Genomic DNA, 22,001 nt, shown 5'->3' with positions numbered 1-22,001 from the left:
GCATGAACCTCCCCTTAAACATCGTCGTCCTTGGCCATGGCATGGTCGGGCACAAATTCCTCGAACGCCTGGCGTTGGAAAATGCGCCGCACCTGCATGTCACCGTGCTGTGCGAAGAGCCGCGCCCCGCCTACGACCGCGTGCACCTGTCCGAATTTTTCAGCGGTAAATCGGCGGAAGACCTGTCCTTGGTGGCGCCCGGCTTTTTCGACAAGGGCAACGTCGTCCTGAAACTCAATGCGCGCGCCGTATCCATCGACCGCGCGGCGAAAACCGTCATCGCCAGCACGGGCGAAGTGCTGGCCTACGATAAGTTGGTGTTCGCCACCGGCTCCACGCCGTTCGTGCCACCGCTTCCGGGCAAGGAGCGTAATGGCTGCTTCGTCTACCGCACCATCGAAGACCTGGAAGCCATGCTGGCCTGGGGCGCCAAGTCCACCACGGGCGTGGTGATCGGCGGGGGACTCTTGGGCCTCGAATGCGCGAAGGCCTTGCGCGATTTGAAGCTGGACACCCACGTGGTGGAATTCGCGCCGCGCCTGATGGCCGTGCAAGTCGATGAAGGCGGCGCGCGTGTCTTGCGCCGCAAGATCGAGGAACTGGGCGTGACCGTGCACACGCAAAAGAATACGCTGGCTATTGTCGATGGTGTAGCGGCCACGCACCGCATGCAGTTCGCCGACGGCAGCCACCTGGAAGCGGACATGATCGTCTTCTCGGCCGGCATCCGCCCGCGTGACGAGCTGGCGCGCGCCTGCGGCCTGGACGTGGGACCACGCGGCGGCATCGCCATCGACGACAGCTGCGTCACGTCCGACCCGGATATTTATGCGATCGGCGAATGCGCGCTGTGGGGCGGCTTGATCTTTGGCCTGGTGGCGCCCGGCTATGAAATGGCGCGCATTTGCGCGCGCCACGTGCTGCAGGAGGAGGGCGAAGCGTCATTCAAGGGCGCCGACATGAGCACCAAGCTCAAACTGATGGGCGTGGACGTGGCCAGCCTGGGCGACCCGCACGGCAATGCGCCCGGTAGCCGTTCCTACCAGTTCATGGACGAACGCAAGCAGATCTACAAGAAGATCGTCGTCTCCGATTGCGGCAAATACCTGCTGGGCGGCGTGATGGTGGGCGACGCCAGCGAGTACGGCACCTTGCTGCAGATGATGCTGAATAAGATCGAGCTGCCGGCATCCCCCGAATTCCTGATCCTGCCACAGGCTGACGGCCAGCAAAAGGCGGGCCTGGGCGTGGACGCCTTGCCCGAGTCGGCGCAAATTTGCTCGTGCAACGATGTCTCAAAAGGCGCGCTGTGCGCGGCTGTCGCCGAGGGCGCCACCACCATCGGCGCATTAAAATCCTGCACAAAAGCCGGCACTGCGTGTGGCGGCTGCGTGCCGCTGGTGACGCAGATCATGAAGGCGGAAATGCAGAAGCAGGGGCTGGCCGTCAACAACCACGTGTGCGAACACTTTGCGTACTCGCGCCAGGAATTGCACCATCTGGTGCGCGTGGGCAAAATCCGCAGCTTCGGCGCGCTCTTGGGCGCGCATGGACAAGGTCTCGGTTGCGACGTGTGCAAGCCCGTGGCGGCGAATATCTTGGCCTCGTGCTGGAACGATTTCGTGCTGTCGCCCGTGCACGCCAGCCTGCAGGACAGTAACGATTATTTCCTTGGCAATATCCAGAAGGATGGCACGTATTCCGTCGTGCCGCGCATGCCGGGCGGCGAAGTGACGGCCGATGGCTTGATCGCCGTGGGCATGGTGGCGAAAAAGTACGGTTTATATACCAAGATCACGGGTGGCCAGCGGGTCGACCTGTTCGGCGCGCGCGTCGATCAATTGCCGGCCATATGGGAAGAACTGATCGCGGCCGGCTTCGAGTCGGGCCACGCCTACGGCAAATCCTTGCGCACGGTCAAATCATGCGTCGGTTCCACCTGGTGCCGCTATGGCGTGGCCGACAGCGTGGGCTTTGCCATTCAGCTGGAAAACCGCTACAAGGGCTTGCGCACGCCGCACAAGATCAAGTTTGGCGTCTCCGGCTGCACGCGTGAATGCGCCGAGGCGCAGGGCAAGGATATCGGCCTGATCGCCACGGAAAAGGGCTGGAATCTGTACGTGTGCGGCAATGGCGGCATGAAGCCGCGCCATGCGGAACTGCTGGCGTCAGACCTCGATGAAGCGACCCTGGTGCGTTATGTCGACCGCTTCCTGATGTTTTACGTGCGCACGGCCGACCGCTTGCAGCGCACCAGCGTGTGGCGCGACAACCTGGAAGGGGGCCTCGACTACCTGAAGGCAGTCGTCGTGGCCGACCGCCTGGGCATCGCCCACGAGCTGGAAGCGGACATGCAGCACGTGGTCGACACCTATGCCTGCGAGTGGAAGGAAGCGGTCTCCAACCCCGCCGTGCGCCAGCGTTTCCGCCACTTCGTCAACAGCGAGAAAAACGATGAAAACGTGGTGTTCGTGGAAGAGCGGGGCCAGATTCGGCCCGCCACGCTTGACGAGCGCCGCAGCACCGTGATCCCCATCCTTGCCGTGGAGGCTTGAGCCATGAATGCCATGAATGAACTGCCCGGCACCATCAATGACGCCAACTGGCTGTCCATCTGCCCGCTAGCCGACATCGTGCCCGACACGGGCGTGTGTGCGCTGCTGGGTGGACGTCACGTGGCCGTGTTTCGCGTCGGCGATGCGGCGCCGCGCGTATACGCCATCGACAATGTCGACCCGAATGCGGGCGCTTCCGTGCTGTCGCGGGGGCTGGTGGGCAGCATCGGCGAGCGCGTCGTCGTCGCCTCGCCCATCTACAAGCAGCACTTTGACCTGGCCAGCGGCGAATGTCTGGAAGCGCCCGAGCACTCGGTGACCACCTGGCCCGCGCGCGTGGCCGACGGTCTCGTATGGGTGGCCATATGAACCTGCCAGCCAAGGCAACTGCGCGCCCCTCGCTCGTGGTGGTCGGCAACGGCATGGCCGGCATGCGCACGGTCGAGGAATTGCTCAAACTCGCCCCCGACCTGTACGACATCACCGTGTTCGGCGCCGAGCCGCACGGCAACTACAACCGCATTTTGCTGTCTCCCGTGCTGGCCGGCGAAAAGACGGTGGACGACATCATGCTGCACACGCGCGACTGGTATGCGCAAAACGGCATCACCCTGCACGCGGGCGACCCCGTGGTGCGTATCGACCGCAAGGCGCGCAAGGTAGTGGCGTTGTCGGGCATCGCGGTGCGCTACGACCGCCTGCTGCTGGCCACCGGTTCCACGCCGTTCATCGTGCCCGTGCCGGGCCACGCGCTGCCCGGCGTGATCGGTTTTCGTGATATCAGCGACGTCGACACCATGCTGCAGGCGGCGCGCACGCACCGCCACGCGGTGGTTATCGGCGGCGGATTGTTGGGCCTGGAAGCGGCCAACGGCTTGCAGCGCCAGGGCATGGACGTCACCGTCGTGCACATGAGCGGCGCCCTGATGAACCAGCAGCTGGACGCACCCGCATCCTGCCTGCTGAAAACGGCGCTGGAAGCGCGCGGCCTGCGTTTCCTGATGCACGCGCAAACCAGCGAAATCACGGGAACGCACAGGGTGGAAGGCGTGCGTTTTCTTGACGGCAGCAGCATTCCCGCCGACCTGGTGGTGATGACGGCCGGCGTGCGGCCGAACATCGCCCTGGCGCAGGCGGCCGGCCTGCACTGCGAACGGGCCATCGTCGTCGATGACTGCCTGCAAAGTTATGACCCGCGCGTGTATGCGGTAGGCGAATGCGTGCAGCACCGGCGCGCCACCTTCGGCCTGGTGGCGCCCATCTGGGAACAGGCGCGCGTGTGCGGCGCGCACCTGGCAGGCGCCGGGCACCGACGCTATGTGCAGCAGGCCAGCGCCACCAAATTGAAAGTGACGGGCATCGACCTGTACTCGGCCGGCGACATCATCGGCGGCGAAGGCAGCGAAGACCTGGTGCTGCGCGATCCGCGCCGCGGCGTCTACAAGCGCCTGGTGGTGCAGGGCAACCGCCTGGCCGGCGCCGTGCTGTATGGCGACGTGCAGGACGGTCCCTGGTATTTCGACCTGATCCAGCAGCGCCGCGATATCAGCACGCTGCGCTCCCACTTGTTGTTTGGCCAGGCCCTGTGCGGCCAGGCCGCCTGATAGCGACCAACAGGATACGCCCATGACCACGTGCACGCCCGTAAAAACCACTTGCCCGTATTGTGGCGTCGGCTGCGGCGTGGAAGCGACACGCCTGCCCGACGGCGCCATCCGCATCGCCGGCGATAGCAGCCACCCGGCCAACCTGGGGCGTCTGTGCGTAAAAGGCTCGGCGCTGGGCGATACCCTGGGGCCAGAGAATCGCCTGCTGCAGCCGCAGGTGCGCGTCGATGGCGTCCTGCAGCGCGCTTCCTGGGATGCTGCGCTGGACAAGGTGGCTGGCGGCTTGCGCGCCATCATCGCTGAACACGGCCCCGACGCCGTGGCCCTGTATGTTTCGGGACAGTTGCTGACGGAAGACTATTACATCGCCAATAAATTCATGAAGGGCTATGTGGGCAGCGCGAATATCGACACCAATTCGCGCCTGTGCATGTCGTCGGCCGTGGCGGGCCACAAGCGCGCGTTTGGCGAGGATATCGTGCCGGGCTGCTATGAAGACCTGGAACTGGCAGACATGATCGTATTGGTCGGTTCGAACACGGCCTGGTGTCATCCCATCCTGTTCCAGCGCATCGCGCGCCTCAAGGAAAGCCGGCCCGAAGTCAAACTGGTGGTGATCGACCCGCGCCGCACGGCCACCTGCGAGCTGGCCGATTTGCACCTGCCGGTGAAGCCCGGCACGGACGTGTGGCTGTTCAACGGCTTGCTGTGCTACCTGGCGCAGGAAGGCGTGATCGCCGGCGATTTCGTCACGCAGCACAGTTCCGGGCTGGACGAGGCGCTGGCGGCCGCTCATGTGGACTGCGGCGATCCGCTGCAGGTGGCGCGCATCTGCAAGGTAGATCCGCATGCCTTGTTGGCGTTTTACCAGGCATTTGCCGCCACGCGCAAGGTCGTCACGGCCTTTTCGCAGGGAGTGAACCAGTCGTCTTCCGGCACGGACAAGGTCAATAGCATCATCAACTGCCACCTTGCAACGGGCCGCATCGGCCAGCCCGGCATGGGGCCGTTTTCGCTGACGGGCCAGCCGAACGCCATGGGCGGACGCGAAGTGGGCGGCCTGGCAAACATGCTGGCGGCGCACCTGGAACTGGACAAGCCGCTGCACCGGGACACCGTGCAGACGTTCTGGGATGCGCCCCGCATCGCCAGCAAACCTGGCTTGAAGGCCGTGGAACTGTTCCACGCAATCGAAGCGGGCAAGGTCAAGGCCGTGTGGATCATCGCCACCAATCCGCTGGTCAGCATGCCGGACGCCGAGCAGGTGCGCCGCGCGCTGGGCAAGTGCGAGCTGGTGGTGGTATCGGACATCAGCGCCGAATCGGACACGAATGCCCATGCCGACGTGCTGCTGCCGGCGTTGGGCTGGGGCGAGAAAGATGGCACGGTGACCAATTCCGAGCGCCGCATCTCGCGCCAGCGCGCCTTTTTGCTGGCACCCGGCGCGGCGCGTGCCGACTGGGACGTGCTGTGCGACGTGGCGCGGCGCATGGGTTATGCCGGTTTTGATTTCACGTCGCCGCAGGCCATCTTCGACGAGCACGCGCGCCTGTCCACCTTCCGCAATGTGGGTGAGCTGGCGCGCCTGTTCAATCTGGCGGGCCTGGACAAGCTGGATGCGGCGCAATACGACGCCCTGGCGCCGCAGCAGTGGCCGCAGGGCCGGGCGCGCCTGTTCGGCGACGGCCGCTTCGCGCATGCGGACGGGCGCGCGCGTTTCGTGCCCACTGCGCCACGCGCGCCGCGCAACGCGCCCGACGAAGATTATCCGCTCATCTTGAACACGGGCAGGGTGCGCGACCAGTGGCACACGATGACGCGCACGGGCAAGGCCGCCAAACTGTCGGGCCATGTCGCCGAAGCGTTCATCGACATCCACCCGCAAGATGCGCTGCTGTACAGCGTGCGCGAAGGCGAGCTGGCGCGCGTTTCCAGCGCCTGGGGCGCGATGGTGGCGCGGGTCGTGCATGGCGGCGGCATCGCGCGCGGCCAGGTCTTCGTGCCGATTCACTGGAGCGGCGCGAATGCCTCCGACGCACGCGTGGGCGCCGTCGTCAATCCGGTCGTCGACCCCGTTTCGGGCGAGCCCGAATTCAAGCACACACCCGTGCGTATCGAGCAGTTCCGCGTGCATTGGCATGCGTTTGTCCTGAGTCGCACGCCGCTGGAACTTGACGGCGTGGCGCACTGGACGCGCATCCAGGGCGAGCAGTTCCTGCGCTACGAGCTGGCCGGCCGCCAGCGCATCGAAGACCTGGGCGCCTGGGCGCGCACGCTGCTCGGCGTGGCGGACCCGGATGCCGACTGGCTCGATTATGCGGACGCCAGCGCCGGCGTGTACCGCGCCGTGCACCTTGATGAGGGGCGCATCGCGCAATGCGTGTATGTCTCGCCCCGTCCCGACCTGCCGTCGCGCAGCTGGCTGGCCAGCCTGTTTGCGCATGCGCAAATGGATGCGGCGGACCGCGCTGGCGTGCTGCTGGGCCAGCCGATCGGCAAGGGCGTCGATGCCGGTCCCACCGTGTGTTCGTGCTTTGGCGTGGGTCGCAACACCATCTGCGCCGCCATCGTGGAACAGAAGCTGACGACGACGGCGCAGGTGACGGCCTGCGTCAAGGCGGGCGGCAATTGCGGCTCCTGCGTGCCCGAGATACGACAGTTGCTGTTTGAGGCGCGCAGCGCGGCCTGATAATCTGTCCTTTCCTGCGCGGCTTTGTTATATTGCCAGCTCTATAATAGAGAGGCAGTGTAATGACAGCAGGACAACACGACACGGTCTGGCTGACGGGCTTGAGTGGCGCCGGCAAATCCAGCATCGCCGATGCGCTGGCGCGCCAGCTCAAGGCGCAGGGCCGCACCGTGGCGCTGCTCGACGGTGACCAGCTGCGCCATGGCTTGAACCGCGACCTGGGTTTTACGCCGGAAGACCGGCATGAAAACATCCGCCGCGCGGCCGAAGTGGCGCGCCTGATGAACGCCGCGGGCCTGATCGTCATCGCCGCTTTCATTTCGCCCTACCGCGCCGACCGTGCCATGGCCGCCGCCATCATCGGCGCGGCGCATTTCATCGAGGTCCATGTCAGCACGCCGCTGGCCGAATGCGAGGCGCGCGATCCCAAGGGCTTGTATGCGAAGGCGCGGGCGGGGCAACTGGCGCAATTTACGGGCATTTCCGCGCCTTATGAAGCGCCTCTGGCTGCCGCGCTGACCCTGGACACGGGCACGCTGACGCTGGAAGAATCGGTCGAGCGTCTGTGCCGGCATTTGCAGCAGCGGTTGTGATGGCGTCGTGGCGATGCGTATGAGATTGCGCAAACTGCTGCGCCTGCCGGCCAGCCTGAAGGCGCGCATGAGCGTGGTCGTCTTCCTGCTCGTGCTGGCCGCAGTGGCATCGCTGGCGCTGGCCACCCTGAGCGTGGCCGAGCGCGGCATGCGCGACGTGACGGGGCACCAGCAGTACGTATCGCTGGCCAGCGCCGCCGTCTTCATCGATGAAGAACTTGATGCGAAGCGCAATGTGCTGCGCGCGATGGCAGACAGTCTGTCGGCCAGCGGCGCGCGCGATGACGCCAGCCTGCAGCGCTTCCTGGCCGCGCAAACGGTGCTGGGCAAGGAGTTTTATACGGCCGGCGTGGTTGGTGTCGACGGGGCCGTGCTGGCCAGCGTGAGTCCCTTCAAGCCGCAGGCGGGGCTGAACCTGAAAGGTCGTCCCTATTTCGAACAGACGCTGGCGACCCGGCGCTCGGTGATTTCCGCGCCGCTCAACGGCAGCATTTCCGGCATGCCCATCGTGGTGGTGACGCAACCGGTGTTCGATGCGCAGGGCGCCGTGCGCTATGTGCTGGCCGCCAGCGTGAATCTGCGCCAGCCCGATTTCCTGGGGCGCCTTGGCGCGCTCAAGCCGGGCGCGGGCGGCTATCTGTACATCATGACCAGCGAAGGCGTCATCGTCGAGCATCCCGACAAGTCGCGCATCATGCAGCATATCGAAGCGCATGGCCCCATCAGCGAACCGACGCGGCGCGCCATGCAGGGCTTCGAGGGTTGGCTGACAGGCACCACCACGCAAGGCGTCGATGCCTTGTTCGCCTACCATCGCATCGCCGCCACGGGCTGGATACTGGCCTCGGTCTATCCGATGAATGGAGCGTTCGCGCCATTGCATGCGATGCGCAGCAAGATATTGCTGGCCGCCGTGTTGCTGGCGGTGCTGGCGGGACTGGCCGGCTGGCGCGTGGTGCTGCGCTTGCTGCAGCCACTCGAGCGCATGCGCCGCCAGGTGCGCCAGATCCGCCGCCAGCGCCTGGGCATCGAGGCATTGCAAATCGAGCGGCGCGACGAGATCGGCGACTTGAGCCGCGATTTTTACTCGCTGGTGGCCGAGCGCGAAATCGCCGAGGCGCAGACGCGCGACAGCGAGCGGCGCTTGAAGCTGCTGACCGACCATGTACCCGTGGTAATCGTCTACATCGACCGCGAGCACCGCTACCAGTTCATCAACGCCACGTTTGAAAAATGGTTCGGCCGGTCGCGCAAGGAAAGCATGATGCAGTCGATACGCGACGTGCTGGGCGAGGAAGCCTACCAGCTGCGCGAGGAGTACCTGCAGCGCGCCTTCGCGGGCGAGGAGGTCGAATATGAGTTCACCATCGATGGCGAGAGGGAGTCGGGCCGGCGCGCCTTCCAGACCAGCTACGTGCCCGATGTGGGCGAGAGCGGCACGGTGGAAGGCGTGTATGGCCTGATCCACGAAATCACCAAGACCAAGGCGGAGCACACGGCGCTGCAGTTTGCCGCCGCCACCGACACGCTGACGGGCATCGCCAACCGCCGCCGCTTCGACGAACAGATGGCGCAAAGCATGCAGCGTACGCGTGCCGCGCGCGCGCCGATGGCGCTGGCCTATCTCGATATCGACCGCTTCAAGGCCATCAACGACAGCCTGGGCCACCATGCCGGCGACGAAGTGCTGAAGGAATTCGCCGCGCGCCTGGTGCGCAGCGTACGCGCCAGCGACCTGGTGGCGCGCCTGGCCGGCGATGAATTCGTGATCATTCTCGAAGGTGTGAACAGCGCGGCCGAAGTGCGCCAGATCGGCGCAAAGATCATCGACGCCATCCGTCAACCCTTCGAGCTGAGCAGCGGCCCGCTGCCGGTGACGACCAGCATCGGCATCGCCATCTTCCGCGAAGGCACGCTGACGCCGGCGCAGTTGCTGGACTTGGCGGACCAGGCCCTGTATGCCGCCAAGAGGCAGGGCCGCGATGGCGTGGCGCTGCTCGAGGCGGCGCCGTAACCGGAGTTACAGGGTGGCGCTCCAGTGGTCGAGCTGCTGCATGGTGGCCGTGACGCCGCCGCAGACGATGACCAGCACATTGCGGTAAGGTGCCAGTTGCGGCACCTTGCCGTAAACTGCCGCCAGCGCCGCGCCGCAGGCCGGTTCCACCACCAGGCGCTGGTCGGTAATGAAACGCTGGCAGGCATCGACGGCGGCCCGGTCCGAGACCACCACGCTGTGCAGCAGGCGCGTCTGGCTGATGGCGTAGGCTTGCGCGCACACCTGGCGCGCGGCCAGCGAGGTGGCGATGCTGCTCACGGCGGGCAGGGCCACGTGTTCGCACGCGGCCACGGCGGCGGACAGCGAGGCCGCGCCTTCGGTTTCCACGGCCACCAGGGCCACGTCGTCCCAGCCGTTGCGCTGCAAGCCTTCGGCCACGCCGGCCAGCAGGCCGCCGCCGCCCACCGACAGCACCACCGCGTCCGGTTTCATGCCGGCGCCGGCTACTTCATCGATCATGCCGGCATGGCCCTGCCACAGCAGCGGGTCGTCGAATGGATGCAGGAAAGCATCTTGCGGCGTGAGCATAGCTTGCGCCAGCGCGTTGGCTTCTTGCCAGGCGGCGCCGTGCACGATGACTTCGGCGCCTTCCTGCGCGATCAGGGCCCTGGCCCGCGCGCTGGTCGTTTCCGGCACCACGACGATGACGGGAATGCCCAGGCGGCGTCCCGCATAAGCCACGGCGATGCCGGCATTGCCGCCGGAAGAAGAGATGAAACGGCTGGCGCCGCGCCGCGCGTATTCTTCGCAGGCGAGACCGATGCCGCGGATCTTGAAGGAGCCGGGCGGCTGCAAGGCTTCGAGCTTGAGCCAGATGGCGCGGTCGCTGTGCAGGCTCAGGGCGCGCGAGTTGAGCAGAGGGGTTTCGATGTGCAGGGCCATGCGTGTTCCTGGTAGACGGTCAGGCCAGCATCATAGCCGAAGCGCCCGTGCCACCGTCTCACCCTTGCCGCAAGCTGCCCCTGTTAATTCAAGGGCGCACTTTTGAGCTGATGCGTGCGCGCCACTTCTTTCATCGCCTCGAGCAGGTCGTCGCGCAGCTGGCGTGGCAGTTTGCCGAAGAATTCCTCGTCGTTCTGGTCGGCCATCTCGGCCAGCACGGGCACCAGCGCTTCGCCTTCCGTGGTCAATTCGATCGAGTGCTGGCGGCGGTCGGCCAGCAGGATCGACTTGCTGACCATGCCCTTGCTTTCCAGGCGGTCGATCAGCTTCGACACGGCACCCTTGCTCATGCCGGACACTTGCGCCAACACCGTGGGCGAGGTGCAGCCCAGGCGGAACATTTCGCGCAGCACCACCCATTCGGACACCGTCACGCCGTTGGCCTCGGCTTTTTTCTGGAAGCTGTGGGAAACGTGGTTGGACACGAAACGCAGCCAGTAGCCGAGATGGGCTTCCAGCTCGCTGACGGGAACGCTGTTGGGATGGGCGGCTTGCGTGGCGGCCGTTTCAAAATTATGGCTCATTTTTCTTCCTTCACTGGGCGGCGTTACCGGCATGGTCAAGGCCTTCACGCTTGCTGTCGAGTGGTTTGTTTGGGAACAATTATCGTGCTTGAGGTACTTCTAACACTGTTTTCACAGGAAATCATTTACCGGTAAAGAGTTTTTCCTTTTTTTCTTGCTCTGGATAGATAAAAAGCAATATCAAGCAAATAATTGTATTGCCGGAGAGGAAGATTAAAAAAATAACTCATGTTGCATCAATGGTAACATGATTTTTGCCGAATTGATAAATATTTCAACTGCGATTGATGTCGAATGGCACATGCCTGAAACGGCGCCCATCAGCTGAACCGTTCCACCAGAAAATCGACGAAGCTGCGCAACTTGGGCGAGCGGTAGCGGTCCGGCAGGTAGACCACGCTCAAGGGGCGGCTGGGCAGTGTATGCGTGGGAAACAGCTGGACCAGGCGGCCCGCCCGCACGTCCGTTTCAAGCAGGAAGGTCGGTTGCAGCACGATGCCCATGCCATGCAATGCGGCAACGCGCAGCGCCTGGCCGTGGTTGACTTGCAATCGACCCGAGACGGGCACGCTGCATACGTCGTCCTGGCGGCCCGTCAGGCGCCAGTGCGCCAGTGCGGCGGGCGAGAAGGACAGGCATTCGTGCTGGCTCAGGTCGGCCGGCTGGCGCGGCGTTCCCTTGCGCGCCAGGTAGTCGGGCGAGGCGCAGATCATCAGCCGGTAGGGCGCCAGCGGCCTGGCGATCAGCGATGAATCGGGCAATCGGCCGATACGGATGGCGGCCTCGAAGCCTTCCTCCACCAGATCGATCACGCGGTCGCTCAGGGCCACATCGATGCTCACCTCGGGATAGCGCTCCAGGTACACGGCCATGGCGGGCATCAGCGCTTCCGCGCCGAAGGTGAGGGGCGCCGTGATGCGCAACTTGCCGGCGGGCGCCAGTTGCAGGTTTTGCGCCTGGACATCGGTTTCGGCCACCAGCCTGAGGATTTCCTTGCAGCGCGCATAGTAATCCTCGCCGAAGGCGGTCAGGTGCTGGCGCCGGGTGGTCCGCTGGAGCAGTTGCATGCCCAGGCGTTTTTCCAGCGTCCGCAGGTGGTTGCCGGCCATCGTCGCGGAGATCCCGCAGGCGGCCGCGGCAGCGCTCAGACTGCCTTTCTCAACGGCCAGTATGTACACCTTCATGCTGTCGAGCAAATCCATTGGTAATCCTCAGTGTCAAATCATTGAATCAAGCCATAGTTTATCTATTAATGATTTTAAATGACACTGATGTTTTACCCGCCAGCGTGCGGCCACCCTGACACACATCGCCTGAGAACAGATCATGAAAGCCATACAACTGACCGCTCCTTCCCTCACCGCGTTTCGCCCGACCGAGCTGCCCGAGCCGCAGGCCGGCCGGGGCGAGGTGCTGCTGCGCCTGCGCGCCGCCACGCTGAACTTCCTGGATGTGGCCATTGCGACGGGCAATTTTGCCGGCGCGGCCTTTCCGCTGATTCCCGTCGCCGACGGCGCGGGCGAAGTGGCGGCGCTGGGCGAGGGCGTCAGCGGCCTGGCCGTCGGCGACCGCGTCATTCCGCACTTCATGCCGCAATGGCAGGGCGGCGACATCACGCCGCACAACGTGGGCGCAATGCGCGGCGTCACCTTGCCGGGCTCGCTGGCCGAGTACGTGGCCGTCCCCGCTGCCAGCCTGGTCGCCTTGCCGGCCCACCTTGATTTCGTCCAGGGCGCGGCGTTGCCCATCGCGGCGACGACGGCCTGGAATGCCGTGCGTTCGGCGCCAGTGCGCCCCGGATCGGTGGTGTTGTTGTTGGGAACGGGCGGCGTCAGCCTGTTTGCCTTGCAGTTCGCCAAGGCGTCGGGCGCCACGGTAATCCTGGCGTCGTCCAGCGATGAAAAGCTGGAACGGGCGCGCCAGTTGGGCGCCGATCACTTGATCAACTACCGGGCCACGCCCGCCTGGGATGCGGAAGTGCTGAAGCTGACCGCTGGGCGGGGTGCCGACCTGGTGGTCGAGACGGTGGGCGGCGCCACCATCGTGCGCTCGCTCAACGCGGCGGCGGTGGGTGGCACGGTCTTCACCGTGGGTTTTGTGGGCGGCACGGCCGCCAGCATCGACTTGCTGCCCGTCATCGTCAAGGCCTTGCGCATCGTCGGCAACAACACCGGTTCCGTGGCCGACCTGGCGCAGGCGGCCCAGGCCATCGCCGCACATGGCATCGTGCCCGTCATCGACCGCGTGTTCAGCATCGACGACACAGCCGCGGCGTATGCGGAGCTGGCTGCCGGCGGGCGCCACTTCGGCAAGCTTGCCATCGCGCACTGAGCCGGGGATGCCCTGTCTTGCCCGGTGATGGCGCGCGCCACCAGCCGTGGAACGCTCGGCGTCAGGCGGCCACCACCACCTTCACGCCCGCTTCGCGCAATACTTCGGCAAAGCGTGCCGGCGGCGGCGCGTCCGTAAACAGGATGTCGACTTGCGCCAGGTCGGCCAGGCGCACCAGCGCCTTGCGGCCGAATTTATGCTGGTCTGCCACCAGCCACACTTCGCGCGACTGCTCGATGATGGCTTGCGCCACTTTTACTTCGCGCGCATCGAAGTCGCGCAAGCTGCCGTCTTCGTCGATGCTGGAAATGCCGATGATGCCGATGTCGACCTTGAACTGGCGGATGAAGTCGATGGTCGCTTCGCCCACGATGCCGCGGTCGCGCCCGCGCACCACGCCGCCGGCCACGATGACTTCGCAGGCGGCGTTGTCGGCCAGGATGGCGGCCACGTTCAGGTTGTTCGTCACCACGTGCAAGCCCGTGTGCTGTCCCAGCGCGCGCGCCACTTCCTCGGTGGTGGTGCCGATATTGATCAGGAGCGAACAGCCATGCGGCACTTGCGCCGCCACGGCGGTGGCGATGCGCCGCTTGGCTTCGCTGTTGAATACTTGGCGCTGGTTGTAATCGATGTTTTCCACGGAGGAGGGCAAGCCCACGCCGCCGTGATAGCGGGCCAGCAGGCGCGCTTCCTCCATCTGTTTGACGTCGCGCCGCACGGTTTGCGGCGTGACGTCAAGTTGCTGGGCCAACTCCTCGACCGACATGGTGACTTTCTGGCGCACCACTTCAAGCAAGCGGCGCTGGCGGGGATTCAAATTCATGGGCGTGTCTCTTTAAAATTCCACAAACGAAAAAAATCGAACAAATGTGGGTAAAAACATGTTGCTATAAGTTCGATTTGTGGCGTAATCTCATTCATATTGCATTCGTATGACATCCGTATTGATCTTAACCACAGTCGCCGGGTGTGCCTAGTCTTTCTTGGTTGCCTGTGCTTGATAACGATGGAGTCCCGATGGCCTCAATACAGCAGGAAATCGACGCAGCGGTGGCGCCTGCGATGGAATGCGACCTGCTGGTGGTGGGCGGCGGCATCAATGGCGCCGGCATCGCGCGCGACGCGGCCGGGCGGGGCTTGTCCGTAGTGCTGTGCGAAAAGGACGACCTGGCAGCTCACACCTCATCGGCTTCCACCAAGCTGATACACGGCGGCCTGCGCTACCTCGAATACTATGAATTCGGCCTCGTGCGCAAGGCGCTGATCGAGCGCGAAGTGCTGCTGCGCTCGGCGCCGCACATTATGTGGCCGCTGCGCTTCGTTATGCCGCATGCGCAGGGACAGCGCCCGGCCTGGCTGATACGTGCCGGCCTGTTCCTCTACGACCTGCTGGCGAAGCGGGAAATCCTGCCAGCCTCGCACGGCATCGACCTTGAGCGCCACGCGGCGGGAAAACCGTTAAAACCCGAATTCAAGCGCGGCTTCGTGTATTCCGATGGCTGGGTCGACGATGCGCGCCTGGTCGTGCTCAATGCCATCGACGCGGCGGACAAGGGCGCGCACGTGCTGACGCAGACGCGCTGCACGGCGCTCGTGCGCCAGGGCGGGCGTGAGGACGCTTCCTGGCTGGCCACCCTGCAGCACGCCAGCGGCAGGCAGACGCTGGTGCGGGCGCGCAGCGTCGTCAATGCGGCGGGACCGTGGACGGCCGAATTCCTGCAACAGGCGGCGCCCGGCGGACAGGGCCGGCATTTGCGCCTGATCAAGGGTAGCCACATCGTCGTTAAGCGCCTGTTCGCGCATGATCATGCCTATATCTTCCAGCATCCGGACGGACGCATTGTGTTTGCCATTCCGTATGAGCACGATTTCACGCTGATCGGCACCACCGATCTCGACTACCACGGCGAACGTGGCAAGGTGGAAATCGATGACGAGGAAATGCGTTACTTGTGCGAGCTTTCCAGTTACTATTTCAGCAAGCCCGTCGTGCCTGCCGACGTGGTCTGGGCGTATGCGGGCGTGCGTCCGCTGGTGGAAGACGCGGCGGCTGACGCCAAGGCTGTCACGCGCGATTACCGCTTCGAGCTGGACCAGGAAGGTGCGCCGCTGCTGAGTGTTTTCGGCGGCAAGATCACTACCTTCCGCAAGCTGGCAGAGGAAGCGCTCGATGTGCTCGAACCGTTGCTGGTGCCCGAGCCAGGCAAGAGGCGACGGGCCTGGACAGCCAACGCCTGCCTGCCAGGCGGCGATCTGTTCGGCAGCACGCCGCAAAACCGGTCCGTGCGCGAGTTCGGCCAGTTCGTGCAAGGCTTGCAGCGCGAATATGCGTGGTTGCCGGCGGCGCTGGTGGCGCGCTATGCGCGCGCTTACGGCACGCGCATCCATGTGCTGCTCGATGGGCGGACGGACGTGGCGGCCATGGGCGAGGAAATCGCCGCCGGCCTGTACGCGGCGGAAGTCGCATATGTGCGGCGCCATGAATGGGCCGTCAGCGCGGCCGACATTTTGTGGCGGCGCTCCAAGCTGGGCTTGCACCTGCCGCGCGAGACGGCGGCCAGGCTCGATACCTGGTTGTTGCAGCATCCGTTGCTGCCGTAAGAAGAACACAGAATACGTTGGCGACCGCGCTCCGCAGAGGGTGTGGCGAAGAATAAGAAACCATCACTGGAGGAGAAGCGCGTGCAACTGGTACTGGACATGATTAGCAGGAAACAGGGGGCTGATGACTTTTTATATCCGATGTCGCTGGCGTTGGTGCCGGGCGCCATCAACGTCTTGCTGGGCACCACGCGTGCCGGCAAGACGACCTTGATGCGCGTGATGGCGGGTCTGGACAAGCCCAGCGGGGGCACCGTCACGGCCGATGGCGTGGACGTGACGGGCGTGCCCGTCAGCCGTCGCAACCTGGCCATGGTGTACCAGCAATTCATTAATTATCCGGCCTTCACCGTGTACGACAATATCGCCTCGCCCTTGCGCTTGCGCAAGGTGCCGGAGGAGCAGATCCGCGCGAAAGTACTGGCGCTGGCCGAGCGCCTGCATATCACGCCGTATCTGCAGCGTACGCCCGGCGAACTCTCGGGCGGCCAGCAGCAGCGCACGGCGCTGGGGCGCGCGCTGATCAAGGATGCCTCTCTGTTGCTGCTCGATGAGCCGCTCGTCAATCTCGACTACAAACTGCGTGAGGAATTGCGCCGCGAATTGACGGAACTGTTTTCCAGCGGTAGCACGACGGTCGTGTACGCTACTACGGAACCGCTGGAAGCGCTGCAACTGGGCGGCCATGTGGCCGTGCTGCACGAGGGACGCTTGCTGCAGCAGGGACCGACGCTCGACGTCTTCAACGCGCCCAACTCCATCGCCGTGGCGCGCACCTTCAGCGATCCGCCGATCAACCTGATCCCCGCGCGCGTGGATGCGCAGGGCGTGGCGCAGGCGGCCGATGGCCTGGCGATTCACTTGAGCGGCGAACAGCGCGCCAGCCTGGGCGACAGCACGGAGGTGATCCTCGGCGTGCGCGCCCACAGCCTGCATCTGTCGCCGCAGTCCGATGGCGACGTGGCCATCGCGGCGCAGGTGGATCTGGCGGAAATCAGCGGCTCGGAAACGTATGTGCATGCGCGCCGCGGCGAGCTGGCCCTGGTGGCACAACTCGGTGGCGTGCACCAGCTGGAGATCGGCAGCGCCTGCACCGTGTATTGCCAGCCGCATGCCTTGCTGATTTTCGCAGACGACGGCGGCCTGTTGTTTGCCCCTGTGCAAGGAGGAGTGTGACATGGCGCGCATCGAACTGCTCGACCTGGCCCACGCCTACAAGCCGAACCCGACGGCACCCGCCGACTATGCGCTGCGGCCCATGAGCATGCAATGGCATGACGGCGGCGCGTATGCCTTGCTGGGGCCGTCCGGCTGCGGCAAGACGACCTTGCTCAATATCATCTCCGGCCTGGTGAAACCGTCGCATGGCAAGGTGCTGTTCGACGGCAAGGATGTGACGCAACTGCCCACCGAAGCGAGGAATATCGCGCAAGTGTTCCAGTTTCCCGTCATCTACGACACCATGACCGTGCACGACAACCTGGCCTTTCCGCTGCGCAATCGCGGCTGGAAAGAGATCGAAGTGAAAAAACGCGTGCAGCAGGTGGCGCAGATGCTGGAGTTGACGGACGACCTGAAATTGCGCGCCAGCGGCTTGTCCGTGGACGCCAAGCAAAAGATTTCGCTGGGTCGGGGCCTCGTGCGCCCCGACGTGGCGGCCGTGCTGTTCGATGAACCGTTGACGGTGATCGACCCGCACTTGAAATGGCTGTTGCGCCGGAAACTCAAGGAAATCCACCACGAACTCAAATTGTCCCTGATCTACGTCACGCATGACCAGGTGGAAGCGTTGACCTTTGCCGACCAGGTGGTCGTCATGACGCAGGGCGAAGTGGTGCAGACGGGCAGCGCGCAAGCGCTGTTCGAGGAGCCGGAACACACGTTTGTCGGCTATTTCATCGGCAATCCGGGCATGAACTTGCTCGATTGCACCCTGGACGATGGCGGAGCGAGGGTGGCGGGACAGGCACTGGCCGTGTCCGCTGCCGCCCGCGCGGCCCTGGCTGGCGCGCGGGGCAAGATCACGCTGGGCGTGCGGCCTGAATTCGTCGAATGCCTGACGGTGGGCAAGGGAGGTGAAGGTGGCGACCATTGCCTGGACGCCACGGTGACGGCCGTGCGCAACATGGGCACGCATTACCTGGCGCAATTCCAGCTGGGCGGCGCGACGGTGGCGGCCAAGCTGCGCGCCATCGATGCGGTAGCGGGAGAGACCGTGCGGCTGCGCTTTCCGCCGCAACGTACCCTTTTCTATGTCAACGATAAGCGGGTGGCCTGATGATACATAACGGTAAAACCGATAACAACCGCCGCGCCTGGCTATTGATCCTGCCCGTGCTGCTGTGCGTGGCTTTTTCCGCCATCCTGCCCCTGATGACAGTGGTGAACTATTCCGTGCAGGATATTCTGAGCCCCACGCAAAAGGTGTTTGTGGGCACCGAATGGTTCCGCATGGTCATGCTCGACGGCGACTTGCACAGCGCCTTGCTGCGCCAGCTGCTATTTTCCGGCTCCGTGCTGGCGATCCAGATTCCGCTGGGCATTTTGATCGCCCTGTGCATGCCTGCCGATGGCTGGAAAGCCTCGCTGGCGCTGGTACTGATCGCGCTGCCACTGCTGATTCCCTGGAACGTGGTGGGCACGATCTGGCAAATCTTTGGCCGCGGCGACATCGGCCTGATGGGCTATACCCTGAATCAATTGGGTTTTGATTACAACTACAACGGCAATTCGCTCGACGCCTGGCTGACGGTGATGGTGATGGATATCTGGCACTGGACGCCCCTGGTGGTGCTGCTGTGCTATGCGGGCTTGCGCGCCATTCCCGACGCGTATTACCAGGCGGCGCGCATCGACGGCGCCTCGCGCCTGGCCGTGTTCCGCTACATCCAGTTGCCGAAACTGCGCAATGTGCTGATGATCGCCGTCTTGCTGCGCTTCATGGACAGTTTCATGATCTACACGGAACCGTTCGTGCTGACGGGCGGCGGACCGGGCAATGCGACCACCTTTTTGTCGCAATACCTGACGCAAAAGGCCGTGGGCCAGTTCGACCTGGGGCCGGCTTCCGCGTTTTCCCTGATTTACTTCCTGATCATCCTGCTGTTCTGCTTTGTGCTGTACACGTGGATGCAGCGCGTCGGCACGGGAGACCAGAAATGATGCACAAGAAAATGAGCAGTGCCATCCTGGTCGTCTTTTTGCTGGCCTCCCTGTTGCCCATCTACTGGATGCTCAACATGTCGCTCAAGACCAACGAGGAAATCGTCGGCGTGCTGAGCCTGTGGCCCGAGCACCTGACGTTCGCTAACTACAAAACCATCTTTACGGACCCATCGTGGTACAGCGGTTACATCAATTCCATGATTTACGTGGCCTTGAATATGGTGATGTCGGTGACGGTGGCCTTGCCGGCCGCGTATGCCTTTTCGCGCTACAACTTCGTGGGCGACAAGCATCTGTTCTTCTGGCTGCTGACCAACCGCATGACGCCGCCCGCCGTCTTCCTCGTACCCTTCTTCCAGCTGTATTCAACGGTGGGCTTGATGGATACGCATCTGGCCGTGGCGCTGGCGCACATGGTCTTCAACGTGCCGCTGGCCGTGTGGATACTGGAAGGTTTCATGTCCGGCGTACCCAAGGAAATCGACGAGACGGCGTATATCGACGGCTACAGCTTCCCGCGCTTTTTCATCCGCATCTTCTTGCCGATGATCAAGTCGGGTGTGGGCGTGACGGCTTTCTTCTGTTTCATGTTCAGCTGGGTGGAGCTGCTGCTGGCGCGCACCTTGACATCCGTCAATGCCAAGCCGATTGCCGCCACCATGACGCGTACGGTCTCGGCGGCCGGCATGGACTGGGGCGTGCTGGCGGCCGCAGGGGTGCTGACCATCGTGCCCGGCGCGCTGGTGATCTGGTTCGTACGGCATTACATAGCCAAGGGTTTTGCGATGGGGAGGGTGTGACATGGAAAATACCGATAGCACAGCCAGCCTGTTCGGCTGGATGGCCTGGACGCCTGAAGTGGCCATCTTTTTCATTTGCATCGGCTTGATGTTGGCAGGCATGACGGTGTGGCAAATCCGTTCACCCAGCATAGAACGCAAGGGCTTCTTGCCCATGCCGACGACGCGCGGCGACCGCCTGTTCATCGGCTTGCTCACGGCCGCGTATGTCAATCTGGCCTGGGCGGGGTTGACGGAAATGCAGCAGGCGATTGGTGCTGCCATCAGTTTTGTGTTGTTGGTAATTGTGATGCGTTGGGGATAGCCGGCTTGCCGGTGTTGATGGGTGCCGTACCGCCAGCAGGCGGCCGGTAAAAACTATAAAAGGAGATTCACGATGAAATTGAAGTTCACGGTCTTTGCGGCTGCGGCCATGCTCGTGTCGAATGCGGCCCTGGCCGACGCCAAACAGGCGCAAACCTGGATCGACAAGGAATTCCAACCATCCAGCCTGAGCAAGCAGCAACAGCTTGCTGAAATGAAATGGTTCATCGATGCGGCGGCCAAGCTGAAAGCCAAGGGCATCAAGGAAATTTCCGTGGTCTCGGAAACCATTGACACCCACGTCTACGAATCGAAGACCCTGGCCAAGGCTTTCGAGGAAATCACGGGCATCAAGGTGCGCCACGACATCATCCAGGAAGGCGACGTGGTGGAAAAGCTGCAGACGTCGATGCAGTCCGGCAAGAGCATCTATGACGGCTGGATTTCCGATTCCGACCTGATCGGCACGCACTACCGCTACGGCGCCGTCGAACCGTTGTCCGACTACATGGCCGCCAAGGGCAAGGAATTCACGAATCCCGGCCTGGACTTGAAAGATTTCATCGGCATCAGCTTTACCACGGCGCCGGACGGCAAGGTGTACCAGTTGCCCGACCAGCAATTTGCCAACCTGTACTGGTTCCGCGCCGACTGGTTCGCGCGCAAGGATTTGCAAGCCAAGTTCAAGGCCAAGTATGGCTACGAGCTGGGCGTGCCGCAAAACTGGTCCGCTTATGAAGACATCGCCGATTTCTTCACGAATGACGTGAAGGAACTGGACGGCAAGAAAGTCTATGGTCACATGGATTATGGCAAGAAAGATCCGTCGTTGGGCTGGCGCTTCACCGATGCCTGGCTGTCGATGGCTGGCGCTGCCGACAAGGGCATTCCCAACGGCATGCCGGTCGACGAGTGGGGCATCAAGGTAGCGGCCGACAAATGCACGCCCGTGGGCGCATCCGTGTCGCGCGGCGGCGCCACCAATTCGCCGGCGGCCGTCTTTGCGCTGACGAAATATATCGACTGGATGAAGAAATACGCGCCGCCGCAAGCGAACGGCATGAATTTCTCGGAATCGGGTCCCGTGCCGGCGCAGGGCGAAATCGCCCAGCAGATCTTTTGGTACACGGCATTTACGGCCGGCATGACGAAACCGGGCTTGCCGGTGGTTAATAAAGACGGCACGCCGAAATGGCGCATGGCGCCGTCGCCGCATGGCCCGTACTGGAAAGAGGGCATGCAGAATGGCTATCAGGACGTGGGCTCGTGGTTCCTGTTCAAGTCCACGCCGGACGACCGCAAGGCCGCCGCCTGGCTGTATGCGCAGTTCGTCACCTCGAAAACCGTGTCGCTGAAGAAATCCATCGTCGGCCTGACCTTCATCCGCGATTCCGACATCCGCCACGATTACTTCACGAAACACGCGAACGAATACGGCGGCTTGATCGAGTTCTACCGCAGCCCCGCCCGCGTGGCGTGGACGCCGACGGGCAACAACGTGCCCGACTATCCGAAGCTGGCGCAACTGTGGTGGAAAAACGTGGCCACGGCCATCACGGCGGAAAAAACGCCGCAGGCCGCCATGGATAACCTGGCCGAGGAAATGGACCAGGTCATGGCCCGCTTGCAGCGGGCGGGCATGAAGGCGTGCGCGCCCAAGCTCAATGCCAAGGGCGACCCGAACCAGTATCTGTCGGACCAGCACGCCCCATGGAAAAAGCTGGCAAATGAAAAGCCGAAGGGTGAAACGATTGCCTACGACAAGCTGCTGCAAGCTTGGAAAGAAGGCAAGGTAAGGTAGTCGTGTAAACTTCTGCCGCCGCTTTCCCCGGGCA

The 22,001-nt window shown here is 63.6% G+C and carries 18 protein-coding genes; 14 read left to right on the top strand and 4 right to left on the bottom strand.

Features of this window, described 5'->3' with window-relative positions; all coding sequences use genetic code 11:
• Positions 1 to 2: 2 nt before the first annotated feature.
• The 6 genes from nirB to ACP7DE_RS01325 all read left to right on the top strand — a co-directional run bounded on the left by nirB (position 3) and on the right by ACP7DE_RS01325 (position 9,458).
• Positions 3 to 2,555: a nitrite reductase large subunit NirB gene (gene nirB, locus ACP7DE_RS01350; protein ID WP_426070396.1), complete on the top strand. Its 2,553-nt coding sequence runs from the start codon at positions 3 to 5 to the stop codon at positions 2,553 to 2,555.
• Positions 2,556 to 2,558: 3 nt separating this feature from the next.
• The gene (gene nirD / locus ACP7DE_RS01345) at positions 2,559 to 2,924 is read left to right on the top strand and encodes a nitrite reductase small subunit NirD (RefSeq protein WP_426070395.1); all 366 of its coding nucleotides are present in this window, start codon (positions 2,559 to 2,561) and stop codon (positions 2,922 to 2,924) included.
• A complete protein-coding gene (locus ACP7DE_RS01340; RefSeq protein WP_426070394.1) occupies positions 2,921 to 4,159 on the top strand; it encodes an NAD(P)/FAD-dependent oxidoreductase in 1,239 nt (412 codons plus the stop codon). The genes nirD and ACP7DE_RS01340 overlap by 4 nt, the downstream gene beginning before the upstream one ends.
• Before the next feature lie 22 nt (positions 4,160 to 4,181).
• Complete coding sequence (locus ACP7DE_RS01335) at positions 4,182 to 6,851, top strand: molybdopterin-dependent oxidoreductase (RefSeq protein ID WP_426070393.1); 2,670 nt, start codon at positions 4,182 to 4,184, stop codon at positions 6,849 to 6,851.
• A 62-nt stretch (positions 6,852 to 6,913) separates the two neighbouring features.
• A complete protein-coding gene (gene cysC / locus ACP7DE_RS01330) occupies positions 6,914 to 7,444 on the top strand; it encodes an adenylyl-sulfate kinase (protein ID WP_426070392.1) in 531 nt (176 codons plus the stop codon).
• Positions 7,445 to 7,463: 19 nt separating this feature from the next.
• Positions 7,464 to 9,458, top strand: a complete 1,995-nt coding sequence (locus tag ACP7DE_RS01325) for a diguanylate cyclase domain-containing protein (protein WP_426070391.1) — start codon at positions 7,464 to 7,466, stop codon at positions 9,456 to 9,458.
• A 6-nt stretch (positions 9,459 to 9,464) separates the two neighbouring features.
• Here the strand turns inward: ACP7DE_RS01325 and ACP7DE_RS01320 are convergent, their stop codons facing one another.
• The 3 genes from ACP7DE_RS01320 to ACP7DE_RS01310 form a co-directional block, all read right to left on the bottom strand.
• Positions 9,465 to 10,382, bottom strand: coding sequence for a pyridoxal-phosphate dependent enzyme (locus tag ACP7DE_RS01320; protein WP_426070390.1), 918 nt, complete (start codon positions 10,380 to 10,382; stop codon positions 9,465 to 9,467).
• Between the two features lie 83 nt (positions 10,383 to 10,465).
• Entirely contained in the window at positions 10,466 to 10,966 is a 501-nt protein-coding gene (locus ACP7DE_RS01315; RefSeq protein WP_426070389.1) for a MarR family winged helix-turn-helix transcriptional regulator, read from the bottom strand.
• A 320-nt stretch (positions 10,967 to 11,286) separates the two neighbouring features.
• Positions 11,287 to 12,168, bottom strand: coding sequence for a LysR family transcriptional regulator (locus ACP7DE_RS01310; protein WP_426070388.1), 882 nt, complete (start codon positions 12,166 to 12,168; stop codon positions 11,287 to 11,289).
• Between the two features lie 124 nt (positions 12,169 to 12,292).
• Between ACP7DE_RS01310 and ACP7DE_RS01305 the strand changes: the two genes are divergently transcribed.
• Positions 12,293 to 13,297: a zinc-dependent alcohol dehydrogenase family protein gene (locus ACP7DE_RS01305; protein ID WP_426070387.1), complete on the top strand. Its 1,005-nt coding sequence runs from the start codon at positions 12,293 to 12,295 to the stop codon at positions 13,295 to 13,297.
• A 61-nt stretch (positions 13,298 to 13,358) separates the two neighbouring features.
• On the opposite strand, the gene ACP7DE_RS01300 is transcribed toward ACP7DE_RS01305, so the two are convergent.
• Positions 13,359 to 14,120 carry a DeoR/GlpR family DNA-binding transcription regulator gene (locus ACP7DE_RS01300; RefSeq protein ID WP_426070386.1) on the bottom strand — a complete coding sequence of 254 codons (762 nt, stop codon included), beginning with the start codon at positions 14,118 to 14,120 and terminating at the stop codon, positions 13,359 to 13,361.
• Positions 14,121 to 14,314: 194 nt separating this feature from the next.
• Here ACP7DE_RS01300 and glpD point away from each other — a divergent pair, with 194 nt between their 5' ends.
• From glpD to ACP7DE_RS01265, 7 genes are all read left to right on the top strand, one after another.
• A complete protein-coding gene (gene glpD, locus ACP7DE_RS01295; RefSeq protein WP_426070385.1) occupies positions 14,315 to 15,898 on the top strand; it encodes a glycerol-3-phosphate dehydrogenase in 1,584 nt (527 codons plus the stop codon).
• An 81-nt stretch (positions 15,899 to 15,979) separates the two neighbouring features.
• Entirely contained in the window at positions 15,980 to 17,074 is a 1,095-nt protein-coding gene (locus ACP7DE_RS01290; protein WP_426070384.1) for an ABC transporter ATP-binding protein, read from the top strand.
• Position 17,075: 1 nt separating this feature from the next.
• Positions 17,076 to 18,176, top strand: a complete 1,101-nt coding sequence (locus tag ACP7DE_RS01285) for an ABC transporter ATP-binding protein (protein WP_426070383.1) — start codon at positions 17,076 to 17,078, stop codon at positions 18,174 to 18,176.
• Positions 18,176 to 19,060 (top strand): carbohydrate ABC transporter permease, encoded by an 885-nt coding sequence (locus ACP7DE_RS01280; protein WP_034754965.1) that lies wholly within the window; start codon positions 18,176 to 18,178, stop codon positions 19,058 to 19,060. Before ACP7DE_RS01285 ends, ACP7DE_RS01280 begins: the two co-directional genes overlap by 1 nt.
• The gene (locus ACP7DE_RS01275; RefSeq protein ID WP_426070382.1) at positions 19,057 to 19,863 is read left to right on the top strand and encodes a carbohydrate ABC transporter permease; all 807 of its coding nucleotides are present in this window, start codon (positions 19,057 to 19,059) and stop codon (positions 19,861 to 19,863) included. The genes ACP7DE_RS01280 and ACP7DE_RS01275 overlap by 4 nt, the downstream gene beginning before the upstream one ends.
• Position 19,864: 1 nt before the next feature.
• Positions 19,865 to 20,167 (top strand): DUF2160 domain-containing protein, encoded by a 303-nt coding sequence (locus ACP7DE_RS01270; RefSeq protein WP_426070381.1) that lies wholly within the window; start codon positions 19,865 to 19,867, stop codon positions 20,165 to 20,167.
• A gap of 72 nt (positions 20,168 to 20,239) precedes the next feature.
• Positions 20,240 to 21,967 (top strand): ABC transporter substrate-binding protein, encoded by a 1,728-nt coding sequence (locus tag ACP7DE_RS01265; protein ID WP_426070380.1) that lies wholly within the window; start codon positions 20,240 to 20,242, stop codon positions 21,965 to 21,967.
• Positions 21,968 to 22,001 lie beyond the last annotated feature (34 nt).

The sequence above is a fragment of the Janthinobacterium sp. DSP2-3-3 genome (genome assembly GCF_049897325.1).
Classification (GTDB): Bacteria; Pseudomonadota; Gammaproteobacteria; order Burkholderiales; family Burkholderiaceae_D; genus Janthinobacterium.
Note: the sequence above shows the minus strand (reverse complement) of the source record. Positions and strands in the feature narration are given on the sequence as shown.

Bases quoted from the DNA above. Each gene is read 5' to 3' on its own strand.
- ACP7DE_RS01285 (WP_426070383.1), top strand. From the start codon at position 17,076: ATGGCGCGCATCGAACTGCTCGACCTGGCCCACGCCTACAAGCCGAAC.
- ACP7DE_RS01300 (WP_426070386.1), bottom strand. From the start codon at position 14,120: ATGAATTTGAATCCCCGCCAGCGCCGCTTGCTTGAAGTGGTGCGCCAG.
- ACP7DE_RS01280 (WP_034754965.1), top strand. From the start codon at position 18,176: ATGATACATAACGGTAAAACCGATAACAACCGCCGCGCCTGGCTATTG.
- nirB (WP_426070396.1), top strand. From the start codon at position 3: ATGAACCTCCCCTTAAACATCGTCGTCCTTGGCCATGGCATGGTCGGG.
- ACP7DE_RS01340 (WP_426070394.1), top strand. From the start codon at position 2,921: ATGAACCTGCCAGCCAAGGCAACTGCGCGCCCCTCGCTCGTGGTGGTC.
- glpD (WP_426070385.1), top strand. From the start codon at position 14,315: ATGGCCTCAATACAGCAGGAAATCGACGCAGCGGTGGCGCCTGCGATG.
- ACP7DE_RS01315 (WP_426070389.1), bottom strand. From the start codon at position 10,966: ATGAGCCATAATTTTGAAACGGCCGCCACGCAAGCCGCCCATCCCAAC.
- ACP7DE_RS01275 (WP_426070382.1), top strand. From the start codon at position 19,057: ATGATGCACAAGAAAATGAGCAGTGCCATCCTGGTCGTCTTTTTGCTG.
- ACP7DE_RS01305 (WP_426070387.1), top strand. From the start codon at position 12,293: ATGAAAGCCATACAACTGACCGCTCCTTCCCTCACCGCGTTTCGCCCG.
- ACP7DE_RS01335 (WP_426070393.1), top strand. From the start codon at position 4,182: ATGACCACGTGCACGCCCGTAAAAACCACTTGCCCGTATTGTGGCGTC.
- ACP7DE_RS01325 (WP_426070391.1), top strand. From the start codon at position 7,464: ATGAGATTGCGCAAACTGCTGCGCCTGCCGGCCAGCCTGAAGGCGCGC.
- nirD (WP_426070395.1), top strand. From the start codon at position 2,559: ATGAATGCCATGAATGAACTGCCCGGCACCATCAATGACGCCAACTGG.
- ACP7DE_RS01310 (WP_426070388.1), bottom strand. From the start codon at position 12,168: ATGGATTTGCTCGACAGCATGAAGGTGTACATACTGGCCGTTGAGAAA.
- ACP7DE_RS01265 (WP_426070380.1), top strand. From the start codon at position 20,240: ATGAAATTGAAGTTCACGGTCTTTGCGGCTGCGGCCATGCTCGTGTCG.
- ACP7DE_RS01270 (WP_426070381.1), top strand. From the start codon at position 19,865: ATGGAAAATACCGATAGCACAGCCAGCCTGTTCGGCTGGATGGCCTGG.
- ACP7DE_RS01320 (WP_426070390.1), bottom strand. From the start codon at position 10,382: ATGGCCCTGCACATCGAAACCCCTCTGCTCAACTCGCGCGCCCTGAGC.
- cysC (WP_426070392.1), top strand. From the start codon at position 6,914: ATGACAGCAGGACAACACGACACGGTCTGGCTGACGGGCTTGAGTGGC.